Below are 25432 nucleotides of genomic sequence, written 5' to 3'. Positions count from 1 at the left end.
CGCCGAGGTGTCCTGGATCCGGCGTGCGATCGCAATGGCCCTCGTGGCCTGCCTCGTGCTGGCCGTCGCCGGGTCCACCGCGATCGGGGGCGGCAGCGGCTACACGCACTACCAGAGCAACGCCGTGAGTTACATTCCCGACCTCCCGGGAGGCGCCCAGTACGTCTCGATGGGAGACAGCTACGCCGCGTCGGGCACACACGCCAAGGTGCAGCCGATGGAGCTCTGCGCGCGCAACGGCGACGATCTCGGCCACGTCCTGGCACAGCGATTGCAGCCCTACTCGTTCACCGACCGCGCCTGCTCCGGCGCCACGCTCGACGACCTCACGCAGCCCTCGCCGAAGCCCGACACCTCACCGCAGATCTACGGGGTGGGGCCGTTCACCCGACTCGTCACGATCGTCATCGGGGCGAATTCGCTGGGCTTCGGCAACATCGTCGTGCACTGCTTCGGCGACCCCGACGATCGCTGCGGCGCCTCCGCCACGCAGGACCTCCCGGGCTCACAGGGATGGAACTTCGTCCGCGCGCAGTACGCGGCCACCGTCGACGCGATCAAGAAGGCGGCGGCGCCCGACGTGCGCATCGTCCTGGTCGGTTACGTCCCGCTGTTCCCGCTCGACGGTCCGCCGGACCGCGCCTGCCTCGACCGGGCCGGCATCCCGGAGCAGAACGTCGGGCACTGGCGCACCTGGTACCGCAGCGTCGACCGGCTGATCCGTGAGGTGGCCGCGGACCGCGGGGTGATGTACGTGCAGCCTCCGCTCGACCACACGGCCTGCGACCCGGATCCGTACGCGCGACTGAGCGGCCCGAAGCTCAAGGCGCAGGAGCCCGAGGCCAACGGATTGCACCCGACGGCCGCCGGACAGCGTGCATTGGGCAACCTGATCGAGGACCGGCTCCGAGGAATCGCGCCGCCCGCATAGGATGGTCGGCGTGACGGACACGGCCCAGGGACTTCAGACGGATCAGGACGCGACGCAGGATCAGGCACGGCACGGCTACAAGCGGGTGCTGCTCAAGCTGGGCGGGGAGATGTTCGGCGGCGGCGAGGTGGGCCTCGACCCCGATGTGGTGACCACGGTGGCGCAGCAGATCGCCGAGGTCGCCCGCAGCGGCCACGAGATCGCGGTGGTCATCGGCGGTGGAAACTTCTTCCGCGGCGCCGAGCTGCAGAACCGCGGCATGGACCGAGCCCGGTCGGACTACATGGGCATGCTCGGCACCGTGATGAACTGCCTCGCGCTGCAGGACTTCCTGCAGAAGGAGGGCGTGGACACGCGCGTGCAGACGGCCATCACCATGGGCCAGGTCGCCGAGCCCTACCTGCCGTTGCGCGCCAAGCGGCACCTCGAGAAGGGGCGCGTCGTGATCTTCGGCGCCGGCATGGGCATGCCGTACTTCTCCACCGACACCACCGCGGCCCAGCGTGCGCTGGAGATCGGCGCCGAGGTCGTGCTCATGGCCAAGGCGGTGGACGGCGTGTACGACAGCGACCCCCGCACCAACCCCGACGCGAAGCTGTTCGCCGAGATCACCCACCGTGCGGCGCTGGAGAAGGGCCTCAAGGTGGCCGACGCGACCGCGTTCAGCCTCTGCATGGACAACAAGATGCCGATGCTGGTGTTCAATCTCCTGGAGGAGGGCAACATCGCCCGTGCCGTCGCGGGGGAGAAGATCGGCACCCTCGTCCGGCCCTGACGCCGGACCGAAGACCACCACTGGACAGACAAAAGGACGTGTGACGCAAGTGATCGACGAAACGCTCTTCGACGCCGAGGAGAAGATGGAGAAGGCCGTCTCGGTGGCCCGGGAGGACTTCCAGTCGATCCGCACCGGCCGCGCCAACCCCGGGATGTTCTCGAAGGTGGTCGTGGACTACTACGGCTCGCCCACTCCCATCACCCAGATCAGTTCGATCACCACGCCCGAGGCGCGGCTCGTGGTGATCAAGCCCTATGAGGCGAACCAGCTCGGCAACATCGAGACGGCGATCCGCAACTCGGACCTGGGCGTGAACCCCACCAACGACGGCCAGCTGCTCCGCGTGAGCATCCCGCAGCTCACCGAGGAGCGCCGCAAGGATCTGGTCAAGCAGGTCAAGGGCAAGGGCGAGGACGCCAAGGTGTCCATCCGCAACGTCCGGCGCAAGGCCAACGACCAGCTGGCCAAGATCGTCAAGGACGGCGACGCCGGCGAGGACGAGGTGGCCCGCGCCGAGAAGGAACTCGACAAGACGACGGCGAAGTACGTCGCCCAGATCGAGGACCTCGTGGCGCGCAAGGAAGCCGATCTGATGGAGGTCTAGCCGTGCCGGAAACCCCCGACTCGGTCGGCGCCGACAGCTCCGCCCCGGGCTCGCCCGACGCACCGTCGGAACCCGGGAAGCGCAAGATCAGCGCCGGGCGCAACCTCCCGGCGGCGATCGGCGTGGGCGTGAGCCTGGGCGCGATGATCGTGGCGATCCTGGTCTTCGCCCCGCACCTGTGGGTGCCGCTCGTCGCGGCAGCGGTGGCACTGGCCACCTGGGAGGTCGTCAAGCGGTTCCGCGCGGCGGGCACGAATCTCGAGCTGTGGCCGATGCTGATCGGCGGCCAGGCGATCATCTGGCTCAGTTGGCCGCTCGGCCCGGAGGGGGTGCTGGCGGCGTTCGTGGCCACGGTGCTCGTCGCGATGATCTGGCGGCTGTTGGGGCATCAGAGCACGGCGGCACCGAACTCCTTCACCCGCGACATCTCCACGACGGTGTTCGTGCTCGCCTGGATCCCGCTGTTCGCGGCGTTCGGCACCATGCTGGTGCTGCCGGAGGACCGCGGGCCGCAGCGCGTGGTCGCCCTGGTGCTGCTCGTGGTCTGCTCGGACGTGGGTGGCTACGCCGCGGGCGTGCTCTTCGGCAAGCACCCGATGGTGCCGGCGATCAGTCCGAAGAAGTCCTGGGAGGGCTTCGCCGGATCGATGGTCGCGGGCGCAGTCGGCGCGGTGCTGGTGCTCAAGTTCCTGCTCGACGTGAACCCGCTGTGGGGTCTCATCCTCGGGCCGGTGGTGGTGATCACGGGGACCCTCGGCGACCTGCTCGAGTCGCAGGTCAAGCGCGACCTGGGCATCAAGGACATGGGCACCCTGCTGCCCGGTCACGGCGGTCTGATGGACCGCCTGGACTCGCTGCTGCCCAGCGCGGTCGTGGTCTGGGCGGCACTGACCGCCCTCATGGGCAGCTGACGGTCCGCGGTTCCGCACGGTGCGCGGCCCGACGGTGCGCGGCCCGACGGTGCGCGGCCCGACGGTGCGCGGCCCGGGTCAGCGTGTCCGGCGGAGGGCCTCGCGCAGGGGCCGCGGCACGACGCCCTCGCGGCGCCGGGCCTTGCGGCGCGTGATGACGACGCCGATCAGCGCGATCGCCCACAGCGGGTACTGCGCGAGCCAGGCCGCACGGAAGCCGTCGAAGGTCAGGCCCGCGCCGGCGCCCATGATCGAGCCCATCGCCTGGATCAGGACGAGGCTGGCGAGGAAGCCGCCGATGTTCACCATGCCCTGTGCGGTGCCGAGCACCCGTGAGGTGTTGAAGGATCGGGCGTAGTCGAAGCCGATCGCGCTGCTGGGACCGCCGACGGAGATCACCAGGACGAGCACCGTGAGCAACCACACCGGTGAGGGCTCGTCGCGGACCAGGACCGCCGTCCACACCGCGGCGCTGCCGATGATGATGGCGATCACCATCCACGAGCGGCGGGTCGGGAACCGTCCCGTGAGGTAGCCGATGACGGGGCCCGACGCGAGCGTCGCGACCACGCCGAAGGTCACGATCGCCCCCGCCTCGCCGGACGACAGGCCCTGCGCGGTGGTCAGGTACGGGACGCCCCACATGAGCATGAACGCCGTCACCGAGAACATCGCGCCCATGTGGGTGAAGAACCCGAGCCGGGTACCCGGGTGCATCCACGTGGAGCGGAGGATCCCGGGGATGTCCTGCGCGCGGACGGTGACCTTCGGCGCGACCTTCTCGGGCGGAGCGTCGCGCACGAACGCCAGCACGGCGATCGCGGCGATCAGACCGAGGCTCGCGGCGCCGAGATAGGCGGGGGTCCAGCCGTCGGCGTGCAGCAGCGCGAGGAAGGGGACAGCGGACAGGATCTGTCCGAGCTGGCCCGTCATGCCGGTCAGTTGCGTGACCAGCGGAATCCGGCGTACCGGGAACCACGCCGGGACCAGGCGCAGGACCGACACGAAGGTGAGCGAGTCACCGATGCCCACGGCCACGCGGCCGGCGATCGCCAGCGGCAACGACTCGGTGAGCGCGAGGGTCATCTGGCCCGCGGCCATGATCATCGCGCCGGTGAACACGAGGCGCCGCGACCCGAACCGGTCCAGCATGAGACCTGCGGGAATCTGCATGCCCGCGTACACCACGAGCTGCAGGACGACGAACGCCGAGAGCGTCGCGGGCGCCGCACCGTACCGCGCGGCGGCGTCGGTGCCGGAGACGCCGAAGGAGGTCCGCTGCAGGACGCCGATCACGTAGGCGAGAGTCGCCACCGACCAGACGATCCATGCGCGCATGGATCCATCGTTCCACCGGCCCTCCGGAGTGTCCGGAGCGGGTGAGTCGACGCCGGGGGCGCGCCGACCCGGCTCGCGGACCGCGCCCCTCAGTCCTGCAGCTTCTTCGCCGCGCGCCGCAGCTGGATGATCCGCAGCGCCCCGGCGAGGCCCACGAGCAGCGCTCCGCCGATCGCGGCGATGAGCAGCGAGACGCCCAGCGGCAGTGTGGTCTTCCAGAAGATCAGGTTGATCTCGGTGTTGTTCTGGTTCTGCACGATGAAGACCAGCAGGAGCAGGAGGATGACGGCGCCGCCGAGCAGCCCGGACCAGAGCGCGGCCGACCGCGTGTGCTTGACCTGCTGGTAGGCGTTGCGGGTGTCGACGCCGCGCTTGCTTGCGGAGGTCGTTGCCGTCGGGCCGGTCGACGGTGCCTCGTCGAGGTCCTCCCGCACTGCGGGAAGGTTCGCGGCGTCCGCCGCGTCGTCGGGGACCGGTGCTCCGAGCGACTCTTCGCCGTCTCGAACGCGGTCTTCGTCTTTCGCCATGGCGGCTATCCTGCCACCTCCGCGGGGACCCGGCACGGGGGCGCGCGGTGGCGCGGATCACCCGCCGGTCGTCGTGGTCGTCCGTTCGTCGCTGACGTGGGAGGATGGACTGGTTATGAGCACCTCTCTGCCGCTGGTATTCGACGCCCCCAAGCGCGGCAAGCCGCCGCGCCACCTCGCCGATCTCACCGATGACGAGCTCAAGACCGCGGTCAAGGACCTCGGTCTGCCCGCGTTCCGCGCGAACCAGCTCGCGCGGCACTACTACGGCCGGCTCGAGGCCGACGCGTCGACGATGACCGACCTGCCGGCCGGCGCGCGGGACACGGTCGGGCAGGCACTGTTGCCCGAGCTGATGACTCCCGTCCGGCACATCGCCACCGACAGCGGCACCACCCGCAAGACGCTGTGGCGCCTGCACGACGGGACGCTGCTCGAGTCGGTTCTGATGCGGTACACCGACCGCGCCACGCTGTGCATCTCGAGCCAGGCCGGCTGCGGCATGGCATGCCCGTTCTGCGCCACCGGGCAGGGCGGGCTCGACCGCAACCTGTCGACCGCGGAGATCGTGGACCAGGTGCGCAGCGCCGCCCGGGCCATGGCCGACGGTGACGTGGCCGGCGGCCCGGGACGCCTGTCGAACGTCGTGTTCATGGGCATGGGCGAGCCGCTCGCCAACTACAAGCGGGTGGTCCAGGCCGTGCGCCGCATCACCTCACCCGCCCCGGAGGGGATGGGCATCTCGCAGCGGCACGTCACCGTCAGCACCGTGGGACTCGCGCCCGCCATCCGGAAGCTGGCCGACGAGGGGCTGTCCGTCACCCTGGCGGTCTCGCTGCACACGCCCGACGACGAACTGCGCGACACGCTGGTGCCCGTCAACAACCGGTGGAGCGTCGCCGAGGTGCTGGACGCGGCGCGCTACTACGCCGACCGGACGGGTCGGCGCGTGTCGATCGAGTACGCGCTGATCCGCGATGTGAACGACCAGCCCTGGCGCGCGGACATGCTGGGCGAGAAGCTGCGTAAGAAGCTCGGCCAGTTCGCGCACGTCAACCTGATCCCGCTGAATCCGACGCCGGGCAGCGAGTGGGACGCGTCGCCGAAGGACCGTCAGGACGAGTTCGTGCGCAGGGTGATCGCGCAGGGTGTCTCGTGCACCGTGCGCGATACCCGCGGACAGGAGATCGCGGCGGCCTGCGGTCAGCTGGCCGCCGAGGAGAAGTAGCTCAGTACTTCCACTTGCGGCGGCGGGTGACCAGCCACTGGACGAGGATCGTGCCGAGGATCGCCACGGCGAAGCCGACGAGGAAGATGTCCTCGGTCTTGCCCTGGTGGTTGCCGTGCATCATGAACAGCAGGAGCGCGGCGAACAGCACGCCGGCGATCCGCGCGGAGGTGGGTGCGTTGCCGCTCCAGCCCCAATCGCGCGACGGGACGTCGGCGACGTCGACCTTCGAAGTGCTCTGACGCTCCAGGTCGGTGGTTGCCACTGCGTTCTCCTTCGTCGCTTCCGTCAGCTGTGCATCGGGGCGACCCGCGATGCACACCGGGCGCGGGCCCGGGATACGGGAGAATCCTATCCCGCTACGACCGTGCGTCGTACGAGGGGCGCGCAAACGCCTGGGTAGCGTGGCGGTGTGATCTTCCACCTCGCGTTCGTCGCCGACTGGAACGCCGCCCGTGCGGTCGGCGAGTACACCGTGTCCACCCGTGGAGCGTCGCTCGCGGACGTCGGTTTCGTGCACTGCTCGACCGCGGAGCAGTGGCGCGGCGTGCGGGAGCGGTTCTACGCCGACGTGCCGGTCGCGGACCTCGTCCTGCTGTCCGTCGACCCGACGGGGCTCGACGTGCGGTACGAGCCGCCGGCGCCCGGCGTGGAGGAGCTGTTCCCGCACGTCTACGGCCCGATTCCGGTGTCGGCGGTGGTCGGGGAGAACGCCCTCCAGGTGGTCGCGTTCCCCGACACCTCGTGGAGTGAGTCCGATCTGGACGTGTTGCCGGACGACGGGCACCGCTACGAGATCGTGGACGGGAGTCTGCTGGCGACCCCGCTTCAGTCGGACGTGCATCAGCTCGTCAGCGCCAACGTGCTGATGGTGTTGCGCACCTCGGCCTCGTTGTCGTTCCGGCCCCTGCACAGCATCGGCGTGCGAGTGCCGGGCGGCAGTCTCATCCCCGACATCACAGTCCTACGTCCGGGAGTCGCGAGGGACGTGGAATGGAGCGAGGCGGAGGACGTCGCGCTCGTGGTGGAGATTGCGTCTCGGTCCACCCGTGTCACGGATCGCACACTCAAGGCCGCGAAGTACGCCGAGGCGGGGATCCCGTCGTACTGGCGCGTCGACGCGGACGGGACCGTGACGATCCACACCGATCCCGATGGCCTCGATTACATGCGCACGCAGGTCGTGCGACCCGGCGAGCGACTGCGCGTCGCCGCTCCGTTCCCCGTCGAGCTGGATCCCGCGTCGCTCGTCGATTGACGCCTCCTAGTCTGAAGTGGTGACCACCCGCGTCCTCATCCTCGGCAGCACCGGCTCCATCGGCACTCAGGCGTTGGAGGTGATCGCGGAGAACCCGGACCGGTTCGAGGTCGTCGGGCTCGGCGCGGGCGGCGGCAACGTCGACCTGCTCGCGCAGCAGGCGCGCGCCACCGGCCTCGACGGTGCCCGGATCGGCATCGCCGATCCGTCCCGCGCCGCGGGCTTCGACGGTGCCCTCGCCGGCCCCGAGGCGATGACCCGGCTGGTCGAGACGGTCGAGGCCGACGTGGTGCTCAACGGTGTCGTCGGGAGTCTCGGGCTCGGCCCGACCCTCGCGGCGCTCGACAGCGGCGCACGGCTCGCGCTCGCCAACAAGGAGTCCCTGGTCGCGGGCGGCTCGCTGGTGCTGGCCCGTGCCGCCGAGGGGCAGATCGTGCCCGTCGACTCCGAGCACTCGGCGATCGCGCAGTGCCTGCGCGGCGGCAGCGCGGCCGAGGTGGACAGGCTGATCGTGACCGCTTCCGGTGGGCCCTTCTTCGGGCGCACCCGCGCCGAGCTGGCCGAGGTGACGCCGGAACAGGCCGCGCAGCACCCCACGTGGTCTATGGGGCGGATGATCACGCTCAACTCCGCGACGCTGGTCAACAAGGCGCTCGAAGTGATCGAGGCGCATCTGTTGTTCGGCGTGCCCTACGACCGGATCGATGTCACGGTGCACCGCCAGTCGGTGGTGCACTCGATGGTCACCTTCGTCGACGGCGCGACCATCGCCAAGGCCTCGCCGCCGTCGATGAAGCTGCCGATCGCCCTCGCGCTCGGGTGGCCGGACCGGGTCCCGGGCGCGTCCGCCGCCTGCGACTTCACGCAGGCCCACACCTGGACCTTCGCCCCGGTCGACGACGAGACCTTCCCCGCGATCTCCGTCGCCCGCGACGCCGGCACCCGCGGCGGCAGCCTCACCGCGGTGTTCAACGCCGCGAACGAGGTCGTCGCGCAGGCCTTCCTCGACGGCCGCACGTCCTTCCTCGCCATCGTCGACACGGTCGCGCAGGTCGTGTCCGACGGTGCCCAGTGGCAGGCCGAGCCGCGCGACATCGCAGATGTGTTGGCCGCCGAGGAGTGGGCCCGCCGGCGGGCGTCCGAGCTGGTCGGGCTGGTCTGATCCGACCGGTATTCTGGGGGTCATGATGTACGCACTGGGTATCGCGGCGTTCGCGCTGTGCATCCTCGCGTCGATCGCGTGGCACGAGTGCGGGCACATGTGGGCGGCGCAGGCCACGGGCATGAAGGTTCGGCGCTACTTCGTGGGTTTCGGCCCCACGCTCTGGTCGACGCGCCGGCCGAACACGCCCGACGGCATCGAGTACGGCGTCAAGGCCCTGCCGCTGGGCGGCTTCTGCGACATCGCCGGCATGACCCTGCTCGACGAGCTGAAGACGCCCGTCGAGCAGGAGAAGGCGATGTACAAGCAGGCCGCGTGGAAGCGCCTGTTCGTGATGTTCGCCGGGCCGGGGATGAACTTCATCCTGGGCGCGCTGCTCATCTACGGCGTGGCCGTCACCGCCGGCCTGCCGGCGATGAACACGACCCCGCGGGCGGCGGTCGCGGCCACCGGGTGCGTCGCCGACGCCACGACCAAGCCCAGCAAGGAGCAGCCGAGCAAGCCCGTGGGCGAGTGCCGCCCGAGCCCCGCGGCGCAGGCGGGGTTGCAGCGCGGTGACGTCATCACGTCCGTGAACGGCAAGGCCGTCGACGCAGACTCGGTGTTCGACGCGCTCCAGAATGCATCGGGCCCGATCGCGCTCGGGATCGAGCGGGACGGGCAGGAGCGCACGGTCACCGTCGACCCCCTGATCAGCAAGAAGTGGCGCGCGACGCCGGACGGCAAGGACCTCACCGAGGTCTCCGGGCCCACGATCGGCATCAGCGTCGGCACGCTCGGCGTGGTCAACCACTACAACCCGATCACCGCGATCGGCGGCACCGCGGCGTTCACCGTGGACCTCGGGAAGAAGACCGTCGTCGCGATCGGGCAACTGCCGCAGCGGATCCCGGCCCTCATCGACGCGATCAAGGGCGAGGAGCGCAGCCTCGACACCCCGCAGTCGCTCCTCGGCGCCTCGATGATCGGCGGCGAGGTGGCCGAGCGCGACATGTGGAGCGTGTTCTTCCTGCTGCTTGCGGGGCTGAACCTCATGCTCGGCCTGATCAACCTGCTGCCGGTCCCGCCGTTCGACGGGGGCCACATGGCCGTGATCCTCTTCGAGAAGCTCCGCGACCTGGTCACCGGGCGCAAGGGCGGCCCCGTCGACTACATGAAGCTCGCGCCGCTGACCTACATCGTCCTGGCCCTGGCAGGCGGGTACATGCTGCTCGTCCTGACAGCCGACATCGTCAATCCGATCAAGCTCTTCAACTGAAACCGGAGAAGCAGCACATGTCCGTAGGTTTGGGAATGCCGGCAGCCCCGGTCCCCGTTCTGGCCCCGCGCCGCAAGACCCGCCAGCTGAACGTGGGCGGAGTCGGCGTCGGTAGCGACAGCCCCATCTCGGTGCAGTCCATGTGCACCACCAAGACGCACGACGTGAACGCCACGCTGCAGCAGATCGCCGAGCTCACGGCGTCGGGCTGCGACATGGTGCGCGTCGCCTGCCCGCGGCAGGAGGACGCCGACGCGCTGCCGATCATCGCCAAGAAGGCGAACATCCCGGTCATCGCCGACATCCACTTCCAGCCGAAGTACATCTTCGCCGCGATCGATGCGGGCTGCGCCGCGGTGCGCGTGAACCCCGGCAACATCAAGGAGTTCGACGGCCGCGTGGGCGAGGTCGCGAAGGCGGCCGGCGCCGCGGGCATCCCGATCCGCATCGGCGTCAATGCCGGCTCGCTCGACAAGCGGCTGATGGAGAAGTACGGCAAGGCCACCCCGGAGGCCCTGGTCGAGTCCGCGCTGTGGGAGGCGAGCCTGTTCGAGGAGCACGGCTTCGGCGACATCAAGATCTCCGTCAAGCACAACGACCCGGTGATCATGGTCGAGGCGTACCGGCAGCTCGCCGCGCAGTGCGACTACCCGTTGCACCTCGGCGTGACCGAGGCGGGCCCGTCGTTCCAGGGCACGATCAAGAGCGCCGTCGCCTTCGGGTCGCTGCTGTCCGACGGCATCGGTGACACCATCCGCGTGTCCCTGTCGGCCCCGCCGGCCGAGGAGATCAAGGTGGGCGACGCGATTCTGCAGTCGCTGAACCTGCGGCCCCGCAAGCTGGAGATCGTTTCCTGCCCGTCGTGCGGGCGCGCCCAGGTGGACGTCTACAAGCTCGCCAACGAGGTCACCGCCGGCCTCGAGGGCATGGAGGTGCCGCTGCGCGTCGCCGTCATGGGCTGCGTCGTGAACGGTCCCGGCGAGGCCCGCGAGGCCGACCTCGGCGTCGCGTCGGGCAACGGCAAGGGACAGATCTTCGTCAAGGGCGAGGTCATCAAGACCGTCCCCGAGTCGAAGATCGTCGAGACGCTCATCGAGGAAGCCCTGCGCATCGCGGAGGAGTCGGGGGATAGTGAGACCGGTGCGCCGGTCGTGACGGTGACGTAGGGCCGTCCCGCCCGGCGCCGTGAGAGTGCGCGCAGCCGAACGAATGGACGCGCCAGAGGTGTGAGGAGCTGCCGGTGCTGAGGATGCTGCACGAACGGCCGGTCCCCGCGCGGGATCTGCCGAAGGTGTCGGCCGTCCTCGACGCCGATCCCGTCGCCTCGTGCATGGTCGCGGGCCGCGTCCAGGAGTGCGGCACCGATCCCGGCAGTCTCGGCGGGGAGCTCTGGACGCACCGCGACGCGGGCACCTCGCTGTGCTTCTCGGGCGCGAACCTCATGCCGCTGCGGGGAGACCTCGACGACATGCGGTACTTCGCGGCCCGGGCCGCTCGCAACGCGCGGACCGCTGCGTCGATCGTGGGTCGCGCGGAGTACGCGATGCCGCTGTGGGAGGAGCTCGAGCCGGCCTGGGGTCCCGCCAGGGAGGTCCGTCCGGAGCAACCACTGATGACGATGACGGAGCCCGCGCGATCGCCGCACCCCGGGGTGCGGCCGGCGCGGATGGCGGAGATCGATCGCTACCTCGACGCGTCCATCGCCATGTTCACCGCCGAGGTCGGCATCGATCCGCGCGGCGCCGACGGGGGCCGCGCCTATCGGCGCCGCGTCGCCAACACCATTCTCGGCGGGCGAGCGTACGTCCTGTTCGACGGTGCCGAGGTCGCCTTCAAGGCCGAGGTCGGGGCCGTCTCGCGCACCGTCGGGCAGATCCAGGGCGTGTGGGTGCGACCCGACCTGCGTGGGCAGGGCCTCGGCGGCGCCGGGACCGCCGCGGTCGCGGAATCGGTGCGACGTTCCGGACGGATCCCGAGCCTGTACGTCAACAGCTTCAACATCGCTGCGCGGCGTGCGTACGAGCGCGTCGGCTTCCGCCAAGTGGCGACCTTCGCCACCGTTCTGCTTACCTAGTACCTCGTGAACACATGGGGGTACGTGGTCGTCGCCGTGCTGATGGCGATCGGACTGTTGGGAATCCTGATCCCGGTGCTGCCGGGCTCGACGCTGGTCGCGCTCGGAATCCTGATCTGGGCGATCTTCAGCGGCGGGTCCGCGTGGTGGGTCTTCGCCGGCGCGCTCGCGGTGATGGTGCTCGCGTGGGGCGTGAAGTACCTCGTGGGCGGCCGGACGATGGCCAAGGCGGGCGTCGGGAAGTGGTCCCTGGTCGTCGGCGGTGTCGCCGGCATCGTGCTGTTCTTCGTGATCCCGGTGGTGGGGCTGGTGATCGGGTTCATCGGCGGCACGTTCGCGGCCGAGGCCGTGCGGCTGCGGGACGCCCGTGAAGGGTGGAAGGCGGCCCTGGCCGCCACCAAAGCCGCAGGCCTGCTCATCCTCATCGAACTGGCCGGTGCGCTGTGTGCGATCGGGATCTGGCTCGCGGCCGTGATCAGCTGAGCCGGGCGGCACAATCCGGATCGGACTGCGGATCGTGGATCGCGCTACCACTGCCGACACGACGACCTACGCCGAGCGACGGGACCGGAACGGGTACTCGGGCCGCCGACCATGCTCGAGGAAGGCTATGGCTCGGTCACGGAACCGTGTTCCCGGACGCGCGGCGAGGTGCTGCGCAGGATCCCAGACCACCCAGTGCAGTTCGGTGGCGAGCGCGTTGGCGAACGCCAGTACCTCGTCGAAGGCATCGGTGATGCGGTGTGCGTTCGGCGCGATGGGCATGGAGATCACCATGATCCCGCCTCTGCGTACCTCCAGCACGACGCCGCTGTCGGCGTCGGCGAAGATCTCCGTATCCAACCGCCCCCAGCGCAGTTCCATGTTCTGGACGAGGTGCACGTCACCCGCGTAGCCCGCGCAGAACTCCCGGACGGCCAGGAGTTGCTCGTCGCGGTCCGAGTCCCCGCGGCCGTTGAACCTGGATTCGGTGTCCGGGTCGCGATCGAAGGCGGCGTCGTACTCGCGGCCGTAGTCGCGGTCGTCGGAACGGCTGAAACCGTTGTGGTAGTTGTAGCCCAGCGGATCACGGCTCCCGCAGTCGTGACACTCGTACTGGGATTCGTAGCTGCGCTCGTACGAGTCGTACCCGTATCCGGTGCGCCTCCCGCGCGGCCCGATCACGAACGCGTACTCCTCCGCGATCGGCCCGTTGAGGAACTGCGTCGTGACGCTGGCCTTCGTCGCGCGGATCTCCGACCGCGATCCGTCGTGCCCCTGCGCCACGACCCTGCCCTTGAGGACGTGACCCATCGGCTTGAGGTAGTGGCGAACGAGGAATCGCAGCCACTCCGCCGAGCGGTCGAAGTCGGGATCTCGATCCCAGACGATCGCCGTGCCGTCCGGGTTGGACACCCAGTGACATCCGCCGCGCGGAACCTTCGCCCGCTCCGGCACCGGTTGGTTCTGCGCGGCGATCGCCGTGCGTTCCTCAAGCGTGAGGGGCGGGTCCACCGCGAACTCGCCCTCGAATGATGCCTCGTTGATCATGGTTCCCCCGATCGATCTGTTCCCCTTACCTATTGGACGCGCGGGGCGGCCGTTCGGTTCCGTAGGGTGTCGCCATGACCTTCGACGCGGCGGCATTGTTCGACCTCACCGGACGCACTGCGCTGGTCACCGGTGCGAGTTCGGGGATCGGGGCGGCGATCGCGGAGGCGCTCGACGGTGCCGGCGCCCGCGTCCTGCGCGCCGGACGCGACCGGGCTCGGCTCGGCCCGGACGGGATCAGCGCGGATCTCACCCGTGGCGCAACGGAACTCATCGAGCAGGTCGACGCGCGGCTGGGGGAGGGCGGCACCGTCGACGTGCTCGTCAACTGCGCGGGCAGCAACCCGCGCCCACCCCTCGCCGATATCGACGACGCGCTCTACCGTGAGATCCTCGCCGTGAACCTCGATGCGCCCTTCCAACTCGGCCAGCACTACGGGCCGCGAATGGCGGAGCGCGGCTGGGGGCGGATCATCAACGTGGCCTCGACGCAGGCGCACCGCGCCTTCGGCAACAGCGGCGTCTACGGCGTCGCCAAGGCCGGCATCGCGGGCCTCACCCGCTCGCAGTCCGAGGCGTGGGCGCCGCGCGGGGTGACGGCGAACTCGATCACGCCGGGCCTCGTCGCGACGCCCATGACCACCGCCGTGCTCGCCGATTCCGAACGTTCCGAGTACTTCCGGCGCCGCGCGCACACCGGGACGCTCGGCGCACCGTCGGACTTCGCGGCCGCGGCGGTGTTCCTGGCGGGCCCGGGCTCGGCGTGGGTGACCGGCCAGAACCTCTGCGTCGACGGTGGCCTGTCGGTGACCTGAGCGCCGGCTACACGCGCTCGAGCACGACGCTGGCGCCGTGGCCGCCGGCCGCGCAGATCCCGAGCAGCGCGGTGTCCTTGCCGGTGAGCGCCAGCTCGTTCGCCATCGTGGTCACCATGCGGGCGCCGGTGGCGCCGAACGGGTGCCCGATGGAGACGGACCCGCCGTGCACGTTCAGGCGGTCGAGGTCGATCTCGCCGACCGGCTCGTCGCGGTCCAACCGCTCCGCGGCCCAGGTGGGGCTCGCGAGCGCGTCGAGCACGGACAGGGTCTGCGCGGCGAAGGCCTCGTGGATGTCGACGAGGTCGACGTCGCCGAGCTTCAGGCCCGCCTTGTCGAGCGCGCGCGGCATGGAGATCGCGGGTCCGATGAGCACCTCGTCTGCCGGGTCGACGCTGACATAGCTCCACGACCGGACCGCCGCGAGCGGCGTCAGCCCGAGCTCGCGGGCCTTGTCCTCGCTCATGATCAGCACGGCGGAGGCACCGTCGGTCAGCGGACTGGCGTTGCCCGCCGTGACGGTGCCGTCGCGGTCGAAGGCGGGCTTGAGCGCCGCGAGCTTGTCCAGGCTCGTGTTCGCGCGGACCAGGCCGTCGCGCTGGACGACGGTGCCGTCGGGGGTGGTTACCGGGACGACCTCGCGGTCGAACCGGCCGGAGGCGATCGCGGCGGCGGCGCGCCGGTGCGAGCGGAGGGCGAACTCGTCCTGGGCCGCGCGCGTGATCCCGTGGATCCTCGCCATCTTGTCGGCGGACTCGCCCATGACCTCGCCGGTGGTGCGCTCCTCGATCCTGGGGCGGCTGGGCAGGAGGCCGGTGAACGGCGCCAGACCGACGGCGGCGGAGAGGTAGTCGCGCGGAGAGGGCTTGCCGAGGGCCAGTGGCGCCGCGGCTTGGACGAGCTTGCTGGGCAGGTTCACCGCGGCGTTGGACACGGAGTCGGAGCCGCCCGCGATCATGATGTCGTACTCGCCGCGCTCGATCGCCGCGGCAGCCGTCGTGATCGCCTGCAGGCCCGACGCGCAGGCGCGGGTCACGGTGTGGCCTTCGACGCCGTGTCCGAGTCCCAGATCGAGGGCGACCTCGCGAGCGATGTTCGGGGCGCCGGCGGGGAGGATGACGCCGCCCCACACCATCGCCTCGATCCGGGTCCGCGCCTGCGGGACCGCGTCGAGAAGGCCCCGCACGGCCGCGCCGGCGAGGGCGATGGTGTCGAGGTGGACGAACTCGCCGAAGGCGCGGACGAACGGAGTGCGGGCGCCGGAGACGATCACGGCGCGGCGGCTGGACGGAGTGGTCATGCGGCGATCTTACTCATGAGTCAGTTCGCAGTGTGGCGGGGCACACACCATCACTTCCGCCTCAGTCTTCACAGCCCAGCGCGGCACCCGGGAAGTGTCGGTGCCCCGTCGTAGCCTTGCGGCGTGGAGAAGCTGCGCGCCCGTCTGGTGGTGATCGTCGTGGTCGTCGTGGCGATGATCGCGCCTTCGGCGTGCGCGCCCGCGAACACGAACGGCCCGGGCCCCGTCGCGGTCCGGTTCGGGGCCGCGCTCGCGGACAAGGACTTCGACGGGGCCGCGGCGCTGACGACCTCCCCGGACGCCGCTGAGGCGGCGCTGCGCGCGGCGTTCGACGGCCTGCAGGCCCGGGGTGTGCAGATCAAGGTCGGTCAGGTGCGCACCACCGGCGCCACCAGCGAGGTCGAGTACGAGTACGTGTGGGACCTGCCCGCCGACGCGGGGCGGTCCGGCCGCACCTGGGACTACCGCGGATCGCTCACGAGCATCCAGGAGAACGGGCAGTGGAAGGTGCGGTGGGCGCCGTCCGTCCTGCACCCGCGGCTCGGCGCCAACCAGACCATGGTGCTGCGCTCGCTCGCCGCGACCAAGGCGCCGGTGAACTCCGCGTCCGGCGGGGCCGTGCTCGTGCCGGGCGTGATCAATCGCATCCGGCTCGAGGCGTCGAAGGTCCCTGCGCCGACCACGGTGCTCGACGTCGCGGGGCAGTTGGTGCGCGCGTTGCAGCCGATCGTTCCGGGTCTGGACCCGGTGCAGATCACCGAGCAGGCGACCTCGTTGCGCGCGCCCTACGTGGTGGCCTCGGTGAACCAGGCCGACCTGCGCAAGCTCGCCGGGGACGTCACGGCGCTGCCCGGCGTCACGCTGGTCGAGCAGGCCGACCTGGTGCCCACCGACCGCACCTTCGCGCCCGCGCTGATGTCGTCGATCAAGAAGAACGTCACGGGCGACCTCGCGGGCAAGGACGGCTGGGAGGTGATCGCGCAGGCCGACACCGGGGCGCGCGTGACGACCCTCTCCTCGACGGCGCCGCAGACGGCGTCCGCGGCCACCGTGAGCATCTCGCCGCTCGCCCAGGCGGCGGCGCAGGCCGCGGTCGACACCCGGCGCGACAGGCAGGCGATGATGGTCGTGATCCAGCCGTCCACGGGCAACGTGCTCGCCGTCGCGCAGAACCCCGAGGCCGACAAGTTCGGTTCGCTCGCCACCACCGGCCAGTACCCGCCGGGTTCCACCGGCAAGATCGTCACGGCCACCGCGGCGATCTCCACGGGCCTCGCGACGCCGGACACGATCGTCCCGTGCCCCGGCACCATCACGATCGGCGAGCGATCCGTGCCGAACTACAACGAGTTCTCCCTCGGTGACGTCACGATGCAGCGCGCCTTCGCCCGCTCGTGCAACACCAGTTTCGCGTTCCTCGGCGCGAAGATGAAGCCGGATGCTCTGCATACCGCCGCCGCCGAGTTGGGGATCGGGCCCGAGTACACGATCGCCGCGCTCCCGGTCTCGTCCGGTCAGTACCCGCTGCCGAAGGCGATGGTGAACCAGGTGGAGGACAGCTTCGGCCAGGGCGAGGTCCTGGTGAGCCCGTTCTCGATGGCCCTCGCGGTGGCCTCCGTCGCGCACGGCGGGGCGGTGACCCCGCAGCTGATGCTCGGCAAGCCCACGAAGGTCGACGGGGAGCGGCCCCCGCTGGATCCGAAGGCCGTCGACGGGGTGCGGGCCATGATGCGCGAGGTGGTCGCCTCGGGCACCGCCGAGCTCATCCGCGGCGCCGGCGACGTCCTCGGCAAGACCGGTGAGGCGGAGGTCGACGGTGGTTCTCACGCCTGGTTCGTCGGCTACCGCGGCGACCTGGCCTTCGCCACCCTCGTCGTCCTCGGCGGCAGCTCCGACAACGCCGTCGCGGTGACGAAGCAGTTCTTCGACCGGTTCGACGCACCGGTCTCCGCCGTCCCGAACTGAGCGCCGTGGAGAGGGTTCGCGGGGCGGGTGCTGCGGGACGTATGCGCTCCGGATTTCCGGCTATGAAATCCTGACCGCCAGTGACGGAACGGACGGCATGTCGAGCCCGTCGGACTCGAGGCAGGCCTGACGGCTCAGTAGGGCGCCGCGATTCCCGGCCCAGGACGTCGATACCTTCCTCCCGCGGGAGGTTTTCACTCGATATCGGGTTGCAGCCCGATGATCTGGCAGTAGCTCCCGCGGGAACTTCCGCCGGGCACCATGGATGTCCGCTTTGTCACTGGCGGTCACGGTTGCATAGTCGCTCGCCGGCGGTGTGGTCAGCTTCGCGGCGAGGGTGGACACCTGCCGCCGCCGCGAACCCTCGCACCTGCCCGCGCCCGCCCGTGCCCGCGCACCGTCGGGCGCCCGATACGCTGGTGCGATGACCCGCGCTGCACTGGTTCCCGGCACCGTCTCGCCCCGTCTGGCCGTCCCCGCGAAGATCGTGCGGCCCGAGTACGTCGACAAGCCCTCGGCGAACGAGGGGAACGAGCCGTGGGTGCAGACGCCCGAGACCATCGAGAAGATGCGCCTGGCCTCGCGGATCGCGGCCGACGCGCTGCAGGCCGCGGGTGCTGAGGTACGGCCCGGCGTCACGACCGATCACCTGGACCGGGTGGCGCACGAGTACATGCTCGACCACGGCGCCTACCCCTCGACGCTGGGCTACCGCGGCTTCCCCAAGAGCTGCTGCACCAGCCTCAACGAGGTGATCTGCCACGGCATCCCGGACTCGACCGTGATCGAGGACGGCGACATCGTCAACATCGACGTCACCGCGTACATCGACGGCGTGCACGGCGACACCAATGCGACCTTCCTCGCCGGGGAAGTCTCCGAGGAGCATCGCCTGCTGGTCGAGCGGACGCACACCGCGACGATGCGGGCGATCAAGGCCGTCAAGCCCGGTCGGGAGCTGAACGTGGTGGGGCGCGTCATCGAGTCCTACGCGAACCGCTTCGGCTACAGCGTGGTCCGCGACTTCACCGGCCACGGCATCGGCGAGACCTTCCACAACGGACTGGTCGTGCTGCACTACGACGCGCCGAACGTCGAGACGGTGCTCGAGCCCGGCATGGTCTTCACCATCGAGCCCATGATCAACCTCGGCGGCCTCGACTACGAGGTCTGGTCCGACGGCTGGACCGTGGCCACCACCGACAAGAAGTGGACGGCCCAGTTCGAGCACACCCTGGTCGTCACCGAGGACGGCGCCGAGATCCTCACCCTGCCGAGCGATTCCGCCGCCTAGCGCGATGGAGCTGCACGGCGCCCTCCTCATCGCCGGCGCCACCTCCGACGCCGGGAAGTCCACCGTCACGGCCGGACTGTGCCGTCTGCTCGCCCGGCGGGGTGTGCGGGTCGCGCCGTTCAAGGCGCAGAACATGTCCAACAACTCCGTCGCCACCGTCGAGGCCGACGGCACGAGCGGCGAGATCGGCCGGGCCCAGGCGACCCAGGCCCTCGCGTGCGGCCTGGCACCGTCGACCCGGTTCAACCCCGTCCTGCTCAAGCCGGGCAGTGACCGCCGCAGCCAGCTGGTCCTGCACGGCCGCGCCGTCGGCGACGTGGGCGCCCGCGACTACATCACCCGCCGGCAGTGGCTGCTCGACGAGGTGACGACCACACTGAACACACTGCGCGAGGAGTTCGACGTGGTGCTCTGCGAGGGCGCCGGCAGCCCCGCCGAGATCAACCTGCGCGCCACCGACATCGCGAACATGGGCCTCGCCCGCGCCGCGGACCTGCCGACGCTGATCGTCGGCGACATCGACCGCGGGGGAGTGCTCGCGCACCTCGCGGGCACCGTCGCCGTGATGCCGCCGGAGGACCAGCGCCTCGTGTACGGCTTCCTCATCAACCGGTTTCGCGGCGATGTCTCTCTCCTCGAGCCCGGCCTCGAGCAGCTCGAGGCGATCACGAGGCGCCCGACCCTCGGCGTGCTCCCGTACCTCACCGATCTCCGGCTCGACGCCGAGGACTCCCTCGCCGCGCTCGGCACGGACCTCGTCGGCCGCGGATCGACCGCCCCGGACCCGATCACCGTCGCCGCGATCGCCCTGCCCCGCGTCTCCAACACCACCGACGTCGAGGCGCTGGCCGTCGAGCCGGACCTGACGGCCCGCTGGACCACCCGCCCCGCCGACGTCCTCGCCGCCGACCTCGTCGTCATCCCCGGCACGAAGAGCACCGTCGGCGACCTGGCCTGGCTCAGGGACACCGGCCTCGCGGACGCCCTGATCCGCCGGGCCGCCGCCGGCGGGCCGGTCGTCGGTATCTGCGGCGGCTACCAGATGCTCGGCCGCACGATCGCCGACCCCGCCGGGGTCGAGGCACCGTCGGGCACCCGGGTCGAGGGGCTCGGCATCCTCGACCTCGACGTCGAGTTCGCGTCCGAGAAGACCGTTCGGAACGTCGCGGGGATCGGCCTGGGTGTGCCCGCGGCGGGCTACGAGATCCATCACGGCACCGTCGTCCGGACCGCGGAAAGCCCTGCGCTGCAGGGGCCCGACGGTGCCGAGGGCGCGCTGAACGGCGCTGTGCTGGGTACCCACTGGCACGGGCTCTTCGGGTCGGACGGCTTCCGCCGGGAGTACCTGCGCCACGTGTTCGGGAACCGGGACCTCGGCCCGACCGTGAATTACGACGGTGCCCGGCTCGCCCAGCTCGACGTGATCGCCGACGCGATCGAGGAGCACTGCGATGTCGATGCGGTCCTGCGTCCACTGCGTTCCGAGGGCGCGTTTTCGGCGATCCTGCCGTCCATTCGGATCATCAGTGACTAGCGTTAGCGATCATGGGGATCGATTCAGCGCAGACGGTGCAGGTGCCTGCGGGCTCGTGGACCTTCGACGTGTCGGTCGGGGGGTCTGAGCACGGCGTACCCGTTCTGCTGCTGCACGGCTTCCCGCAGACCGAGGAGTGCTTCGACCAGGTCCGCGAACGCCTGCACGAGGCGGGGCTGCGGACCATCGCGCCGCGCCAGCGCGGCTACAGTCCCGGTGCGCGGCCGCTGGGCGCCGATCAGTACACGATGAAGCACCTCGCGGAGGACGCCGCCCGCATCCTCGACGCGCTCGAGGTGCCGTACGCGCACGTCGTCGGGCACGGGCTGGGCGCCACCGTCGCCTGGCACTTCGCCGCCGCCTACCCGCTGCGCGCGATGAGCCTGACCGCCGTCTCCTTCGGTCATCCGTCGGCGTTCGGCGCGGCGATGGCCACCGATCAGGATCAGCGGCAGCGCTCCCGCTACCTCGAGCTGTTCCTGCAGGCCGGCGCCGCGGAGAAGGCGCTGCTCGACAACAACGCGCGCACCCTGCTGGCCACCGCGCCGGGCGGCGGCATCGAGGCGCTCGCCGACGAGCAGGCACTGACGGCCGCCCTGAACTGGTACCGGGCGAACCTCGTGCCCGGCGGGGAGGGGCTGGACTGCCCGGTCATCGAGGTCCCGACGACGCTGGTGTGGGGCAACCGCGACGCGATCGCCGGTGCCGCGCAGGCCAAGGGCACCGCCCACTACCTCCGCGCCGACTACCGCCTGTCCGAGGTGCCCGACGGTGACCATTGGCTCCCGCTGCGCGCCCCCGCGGCGCTGGCCTCGGAGATCGCGCTGCGCACGCTCCGGAACTGATCCGGCTAGTCGTCCTTCGACAACCCCAGCAGCGCGTTCTCCACGAGCTCCGGCAGGGCGGGGTGGATCCAGTACTGCCCCCGCGCGAACTCGAGTGCGGGGATCGAGAAGGACATCGCGGTGATCGCCGACTGGATCAGCGTCGACGCCTGCGGCCCCACGATGTGCGCGCCCACGAGCAGCCCCGTCGAGCGGTCCGCGACGAGCTTGCAGACGCCCGCGACGTCGCCCATCGCCCACCCGTAGGCGACGTCGGCGTACTTCTGCACGGCCACGGCCACGTCGATGCCCTCGGCGCGGGCGACCGCCTCGTTCAGTCCGACCGACGCGACCTGCGGGTGCGAGAACACCGCGCCCGGAACGAACCGGTGGTCCGAGGTCGCGGCCGGGGCGTCCCAGCCGGACAGCAGGTTCTCCGCGGTGACCCGGGCTTCGTGGTTGGCGACGTGCCGGAGCGGGAACCGCGTGCTCACGTCGCCGAGCGCCCACACGCCGCGCACGGACGTGCGCTGGTGCTCGTCGACGGGGATGCGCCCGGCATCGTCGAGTTCGATCCCGATGGCCGAGGTCGAGAGCGTGTCGCCGTTGGGCGTGCGGCCCGTCGCGACGAGCAGGACGTCGCCGGCCACCGTCGAGCCGTCCGTGAGGTCGACCTCGACGCCGTCCCCGACGGCGCGCGTCGCCGTCACCTCGGTGCTCAGCCGCACGTCCCACTTCTCGGAGACGAGCTCGGTGAACAGCTCGGAGATCGTCTCGTCCTGCGAGCGCAGCAGGCGCGGGCCCCGCGCGACGACGGTGACCCGTGCCCCGAGACCGGCGAAGACGTGCGCGAACTCGGCGGCGATGTACCCGCTGCCCACGATGATGACGTGCCCGGGCAGAGCGTCGAGCCGCATGATCGAGTCGCTGGTGTGGAACGGCGCGGTGCCCGCGGTGAACACGGGCGGGACGACCGCCCGTGACCCCGCGGCGATGACGACCTCGCGCCCGGTCACCACGGTGCCGTCGGCCAGTTCCAGACGGTGCAGGCCGTCGGGCGAGGAGGGCAGGAACCGAGCCTCCTGCTGGAAGACGGTGATGTTGGGGCACTTCTCGACCCGGTACCGCAGGCCCCCGGCCGCGTACCGGTCGATCCGCCCGAAGACGCGGTCCCGGATGTCCGCCCAGCGGGTCCCGGTGACCTCGGCGTCGACGCCCAGTGCTCCGGCCTCGCGCGCCTCCTCGGCGACGTCCGCGGGGTACACGAACATCTTCGTGGGGATGCAGCCCACGTTCAGGCAGGTGCCGCCGAACGCACCGTTGTAGGCCGTCCCCTTGTCGACGATCGCGACGGTCCGGTCGTCGAAGCGGTGATCGGGGATGGTGTTTCCGGCTCCCGACCCGATGATGACGAGGTCGAACACCTGCTCGTCCATGTCAGGCCTCGATCTCCCGGGCGAGCCAGGCGCCGAGCTCGGCGTAGGCGCGATCGCGCGCCGGCTGCACGGAGAGGAAGACGTCGTGCTTGGCGTCCTCGACGGGGACCACGGAGAGGCGGCCGCCGAGCGCGCCGGACCACTTGGCGATCTGCCGGGTGTCGAGCACGACATCGGCCCGGCCGGCCTCCTCGCTCCACTCCTTCGGGGCGAAGCTCTTCGTCGAGCGCAGCACCAACGACGGGACGCCGATGTCCAGCCCGCGGTGCAGCAGGCTGTGCGCCACGCGGACCGCGCGCAGCCAGCCGAAGCGGACCGGGAATCCCTCGATCGGCTTGATCCGGGTGTCGAAGTCGAACTCCCCGTGCTCGCTGATGTGAACGGTCTGGCCGTAGACGCCGACCGCCTCGACGGGGACGACGCGCGTGCCCACGGCCTTGCCGATGAGCTTGACCACCGGCGTCGCGACCTCGCGCAGCACCACCGAGCCCTGCAGGTCGAACCAGGGGCTGTCGAGGACGAGGCCCACGATCGGGGCGGTCCGGCCGGCCTTGCGGCGCCGATCCAGCCACAGGGGGGTGATCAGGCCGCCGGTGGAGTGCGCCGCCACGACGACGCCGAGGCCGGGGTGCTCCTGCTCGATGGCCGCGACCGCGAGGTCGAGCTCGCGGTCGTAGACCGTGAAGTCGGTCGCGTAGTGCGCCGACTGGCCCTCTCGCAGCGAGCGTCCGCACTTGCGCAGGTCGAGTGCGTAGAACGCGTAACCGCGGTCGGCGAAGTACTCCGCGACCCCGGTCTGGAAGAAGTAGTCCGAGAACCCGTGGACCCAGAGCACCGCGTGCTGCGGGTCCTTCGGGCCCGAGACGTGCTTGACCAGCGTCGCCACGACATCGCCGCCCGGTTCGCCGTCCGGGTCCGGGCCCAGCTCGAAGGTGTGGGCGCGAAAGTCGTCGCCGAGGATGTCGGGGGAGTAGGTCAGCTCAGTGGTCGCCACGGGTTCACTGTAGTGAGCGCGGCCGGATCCGGGTCAGCGGGAGACGTGAGTCGCAGCGACCGGTGGGACTGCACGGTGTGCCGCGCGCCGTCGCAGTGCCCCGGAGTAAGGTTCTCGCCCAGAAGGGGGACCCGCGCTGCGGGCCCCGCCCCACGTCGAGGAGTGAACAACCAGATGGCCCGTAACGTGATCAGCACGGACGTCGCGCTCGTCGGAGCGGGAATCATGAGCGCCACGCTCGGCACCCTGATCCGCAAGCTGGAGCCCAGCTGGTCGGTGACCGTGTTCGAGGCGCTCGATGCCGCCGCCGCCGAGTCGTCCGATCCGTGGAACAACGCGGGTACCGGACATTCCGCGCTCTGCGAGCTGAACTACACCCCGCAGGCCGCCGACGGCTCCGTCGACATCTCCAAGGCCATCACGATCAACGAGCAGTTCCAGGTCTCGCGCCAGTTCTGGTCGTACGCGGTCGACGCCGGCGTCCTCGACGATCCGTCGGACTTCATCAACCCCATCCCGCACGCCAGCTTCGTGCACGGCGCCGACAACGTCGAGTACCTCCGCAAGCGCTACGACGCGCTCTCCGGGCAGACGCTGTTCGAGGGCATGGAGTTCTTCACCGACCCGGCCACCTTCAGCGAGCGCCTGCCGATCATGGCCGCGGGCCGCAACTTCGGCGACCCGGTCGCCGTGAACTGGTACGAGGGCGGCACCGACGTCGATTTCGGCTCGCTGACCAAGAAGCTGATCAACTACGTCGGCAAGGGCGGCGCGGTCCACTTCGGGACCAAGGTCACGAACCTCAAGCGCACCACGGACGGCTGGCGCCTGACGATCAAGAACCTGCGCACCCACGAGGTGTCCTACGTCGACGCGCGCTTCGTCTTCGTCGGTGCCGGCGGCGGTGCGCTGCCGCTGCTGCAGAAGTCGGGCATCAAGGAGGCCAAGGGTTTCGGCGGCTTCCCCGTCTCGGGCCAGTTCTTCCGCTGCAGCAACCCCGAGCTCATCGACCATCACGCCGCGAAGGTGTACGGCAAGGCGGCCGTGGGCGCGCCCCCGATGTCGGTGCCGCACTTGGACACCCGCGTCATCGAGGGCAACAAGGGGCTGCTGTTCGGCCCGTACGCCGGGTTCTCGCCGAAGTTCCTCAAGGCCGGCCAGTACACCGACCTGCCCCTGTCGGTGAAGCCCAACAACCTCCTCCCGATGATGGCCGTGGGCCTCAAGGAGATGGGCCTGACCAAGTACCTCATCGGCGAGCTCATGCAGTCGCCGGCGGACCGCGTCAAGACCCTCTCCGAGTTCGTGCCCCGCGCCGAGGGCCAGGACTGGGAGCTCATCACCGCCGGTCAGCGTGTCCAGGTCATCCGTAAGGGCCCGGGTGGCGGCAACCTCGAGTTCGGTACCGCGGTCATCGCCGCCGACGACGAGTCGATCGCCGGCCTGCTCGGCGCCTCGCCGGGCGCCTCGACCGCCGTTCCGGCGATGCTCGACGTGCTCAGCAAGTGCTTCCCCAAGCATATGCAGGCGTGGAAGCCGCTGCTGCAGGAGATGATTCCGTCGTACGGCACGACGCTCAACGACAACAAGCAGCTGTTCACCCAGGTCTGGGACTGGACCGACCGCACGCTGCAGCTGGCCCCGGGCGTCGGGGCCGACGCGCAGGGCTGA

Annotated in this window: 24 protein-coding genes; 17 read left to right on the top strand and 7 right to left on the bottom strand. The window is 70.5% G+C overall.

Annotation, left to right across the window (positions count from 1 at the left end; translation table 11 throughout):
- Nucleotides 1–7: 7 nt before the first annotated feature.
- Genes AXK60_RS08585 through AXK60_RS08570 form a run of 4 tightly spaced genes read left to right on the top strand, consistent with a single transcriptional unit; the run spans nt 8 to nt 3224 of the window.
- A complete protein-coding gene (locus AXK60_RS08585; RefSeq protein WP_139057828.1) occupies nt 8–931 on the top strand; it encodes an SGNH/GDSL hydrolase family protein in 924 nt (307 codons plus the stop codon).
- 1 nt (nt 932) lies between these two features.
- Nucleotides 933–1706, top strand: a complete 774-nt coding sequence (gene pyrH / locus AXK60_RS08580) for a UMP kinase (protein WP_068570629.1) — start codon at nt 933–935, stop codon at nt 1704–1706.
- A 49-nt stretch (nt 1707–1755) separates the two neighbouring features.
- Entirely contained in the window at nt 1756–2313 is a 558-nt protein-coding gene (gene frr, locus AXK60_RS08575) for a ribosome recycling factor (RefSeq protein ID WP_068570628.1), read from the top strand.
- A 2-nt stretch (nt 2314–2315) separates the two neighbouring features.
- The gene (locus AXK60_RS08570; RefSeq protein ID WP_068570627.1) at nt 2316–3224 is read left to right on the top strand and encodes a phosphatidate cytidylyltransferase; all 909 of its coding nucleotides are present in this window, start codon (nt 2316–2318) and stop codon (nt 3222–3224) included.
- A 78-nt stretch (nt 3225–3302) separates the two neighbouring features.
- Here the strand turns inward: AXK60_RS08570 and AXK60_RS08565 are convergent, their stop codons facing one another.
- Both AXK60_RS08565 and AXK60_RS08560 read right to left on the bottom strand, forming a co-directional pair.
- On the bottom strand, nt 3303–4562 hold the full coding sequence (locus AXK60_RS08565) for an MFS transporter (protein WP_068570626.1): 1260 nt from the start codon (nt 4560–4562) through the stop codon (nt 3303–3305).
- Between the two features lie 89 nt (nt 4563–4651).
- Entirely contained in the window at nt 4652–5089 is a 438-nt protein-coding gene (locus tag AXK60_RS08560) for a LapA family protein (protein WP_068570625.1), read from the bottom strand.
- A gap of 115 nt (nt 5090–5204) precedes the next feature.
- Between AXK60_RS08560 and rlmN the strand changes: the two genes are divergently transcribed.
- Nucleotides 5205–6317, top strand: a complete 1113-nt coding sequence (gene rlmN / locus AXK60_RS08555; protein ID WP_068570624.1) for a dual-specificity RNA methyltransferase RlmN — start codon at nt 5205–5207, stop codon at nt 6315–6317.
- 1 nt (nt 6318) lies between these two features.
- Here the strand turns inward: rlmN and AXK60_RS08550 are convergent, their stop codons facing one another.
- Nucleotides 6319–6582, bottom strand: coding sequence for a DUF2631 domain-containing protein (locus AXK60_RS08550; RefSeq protein WP_068570674.1), 264 nt, complete (start codon nt 6580–6582; stop codon nt 6319–6321).
- 147 nt (nt 6583–6729) lie between these two features.
- Between AXK60_RS08550 and AXK60_RS25440 the strand changes: the two genes are divergently transcribed.
- The 6 genes from AXK60_RS25440 to AXK60_RS08520 all read left to right on the top strand — a co-directional run bounded on the left by AXK60_RS25440 (nt 6730) and on the right by AXK60_RS08520 (nt 12552).
- Nucleotides 6730–7575 carry a DUF952 domain-containing protein gene (locus AXK60_RS25440; RefSeq protein WP_082777909.1) on the top strand — a complete coding sequence of 282 codons (846 nt, stop codon included), beginning with the start codon at nt 6730–6732 and terminating at the stop codon, nt 7573–7575.
- A 19-nt stretch (nt 7576–7594) separates the two neighbouring features.
- On the top strand, nt 7595–8737 hold the full coding sequence (gene dxr / locus AXK60_RS08540) for a 1-deoxy-D-xylulose-5-phosphate reductoisomerase (RefSeq protein ID WP_175399963.1): 1143 nt from the start codon (nt 7595–7597) through the stop codon (nt 8735–8737).
- 22 nt (nt 8738–8759) lie between these two features.
- Complete coding sequence (locus AXK60_RS08535; RefSeq protein WP_068570622.1) at nt 8760–9995, top strand: M50 family metallopeptidase; 1236 nt, start codon at nt 8760–8762, stop codon at nt 9993–9995.
- A 17-nt stretch (nt 9996–10012) separates the two neighbouring features.
- Nucleotides 10013–11161 (top strand): flavodoxin-dependent (E)-4-hydroxy-3-methylbut-2-enyl-diphosphate synthase, encoded by a 1149-nt coding sequence (gene ispG / locus AXK60_RS08530; protein WP_068570621.1) that lies wholly within the window; start codon nt 10013–10015, stop codon nt 11159–11161.
- 74 nt (nt 11162–11235) lie between these two features.
- Nucleotides 11236–12069 (top strand): GNAT family N-acetyltransferase, encoded by an 834-nt coding sequence (locus tag AXK60_RS08525; RefSeq protein ID WP_068570620.1) that lies wholly within the window; start codon nt 11236–11238, stop codon nt 12067–12069.
- Between the two features lie 6 nt (nt 12070–12075).
- Complete coding sequence (locus AXK60_RS08520; protein WP_139057827.1) at nt 12076–12552, top strand: DUF456 domain-containing protein; 477 nt, start codon at nt 12076–12078, stop codon at nt 12550–12552.
- Nucleotides 12553–12618: 66 nt separating this feature from the next.
- Here AXK60_RS08520 and AXK60_RS08515 read toward each other — a convergent pair whose 3' ends face one another.
- Complete coding sequence (locus AXK60_RS08515; protein WP_068570619.1) at nt 12619–13599, bottom strand: hypothetical protein; 981 nt, start codon at nt 13597–13599, stop codon at nt 12619–12621.
- 74 nt (nt 13600–13673) lie between these two features.
- Between AXK60_RS08515 and AXK60_RS08510 the strand changes: the two genes are divergently transcribed.
- On the top strand, nt 13674–14414 hold the full coding sequence (locus AXK60_RS08510) for an SDR family NAD(P)-dependent oxidoreductase (RefSeq protein ID WP_068570618.1): 741 nt from the start codon (nt 13674–13676) through the stop codon (nt 14412–14414).
- Between the two features lie 7 nt (nt 14415–14421).
- On the opposite strand, the gene AXK60_RS08505 is transcribed toward AXK60_RS08510, so the two are convergent.
- Nucleotides 14422–15714: a thiolase family protein gene (locus tag AXK60_RS08505; protein WP_068570617.1), complete on the bottom strand. Its 1293-nt coding sequence runs from the start codon at nt 15712–15714 to the stop codon at nt 14422–14424.
- Between the two features lie 123 nt (nt 15715–15837).
- Here AXK60_RS08505 and AXK60_RS08500 point away from each other — a divergent pair, with 123 nt between their 5' ends.
- The 4 genes from AXK60_RS08500 to AXK60_RS08485 all read left to right on the top strand — a co-directional run bounded on the left by AXK60_RS08500 (nt 15838) and on the right by AXK60_RS08485 (nt 21352).
- A complete protein-coding gene (locus tag AXK60_RS08500) occupies nt 15838–17679 on the top strand; it encodes a penicillin-binding transpeptidase domain-containing protein (RefSeq protein ID WP_139057826.1) in 1842 nt (613 codons plus the stop codon).
- A gap of 424 nt (nt 17680–18103) precedes the next feature.
- Entirely contained in the window at nt 18104–18973 is an 870-nt protein-coding gene (map, locus tag AXK60_RS08495) for a type I methionyl aminopeptidase (RefSeq protein ID WP_068570616.1), read from the top strand.
- A 4-nt stretch (nt 18974–18977) separates the two neighbouring features.
- Nucleotides 18978–20507, top strand: a complete 1530-nt coding sequence (locus AXK60_RS08490) for a cobyric acid synthase (RefSeq protein ID WP_068570615.1) — start codon at nt 18978–18980, stop codon at nt 20505–20507.
- Between the two features lie 11 nt (nt 20508–20518).
- Nucleotides 20519–21352 carry an alpha/beta fold hydrolase gene (locus tag AXK60_RS08485; RefSeq protein ID WP_068570614.1) on the top strand — a complete coding sequence of 278 codons (834 nt, stop codon included), beginning with the start codon at nt 20519–20521 and terminating at the stop codon, nt 21350–21352.
- Nucleotides 21353–21357: 5 nt separating this feature from the next.
- Here the strand turns inward: AXK60_RS08485 and AXK60_RS08480 are convergent, their stop codons facing one another.
- A complete protein-coding gene (locus AXK60_RS08480) occupies nt 21358–22755 on the bottom strand; it encodes a mycothione reductase (protein ID WP_082777913.1) in 1398 nt (465 codons plus the stop codon).
- Nucleotides 22756–22768: 13 nt separating this feature from the next.
- Entirely contained in the window at nt 22769–23761 is a 993-nt protein-coding gene (locus AXK60_RS08475) for an alpha/beta hydrolase (protein WP_068570612.1), read from the bottom strand.
- A gap of 174 nt (nt 23762–23935) precedes the next feature.
- Between AXK60_RS08475 and mqo the strand changes: the two genes are divergently transcribed.
- Nucleotides 23936–25432, top strand: a complete 1497-nt coding sequence (gene mqo, locus AXK60_RS08470) for a malate dehydrogenase (quinone) (RefSeq protein ID WP_068570668.1) — start codon at nt 23936–23938, stop codon at nt 25430–25432.

It is taken from the genome of Tsukamurella pseudospumae (assembly GCF_001575195.1).
In the GTDB taxonomy this organism is placed as follows: Bacteria; Actinomycetota; Actinomycetes; order Mycobacteriales; family Mycobacteriaceae; genus Tsukamurella; species Tsukamurella pseudospumae.
The sequence above is the reverse complement of the archived record's forward strand: the minus strand, read 5'-3'. Positions and strand labels throughout refer to the sequence as shown.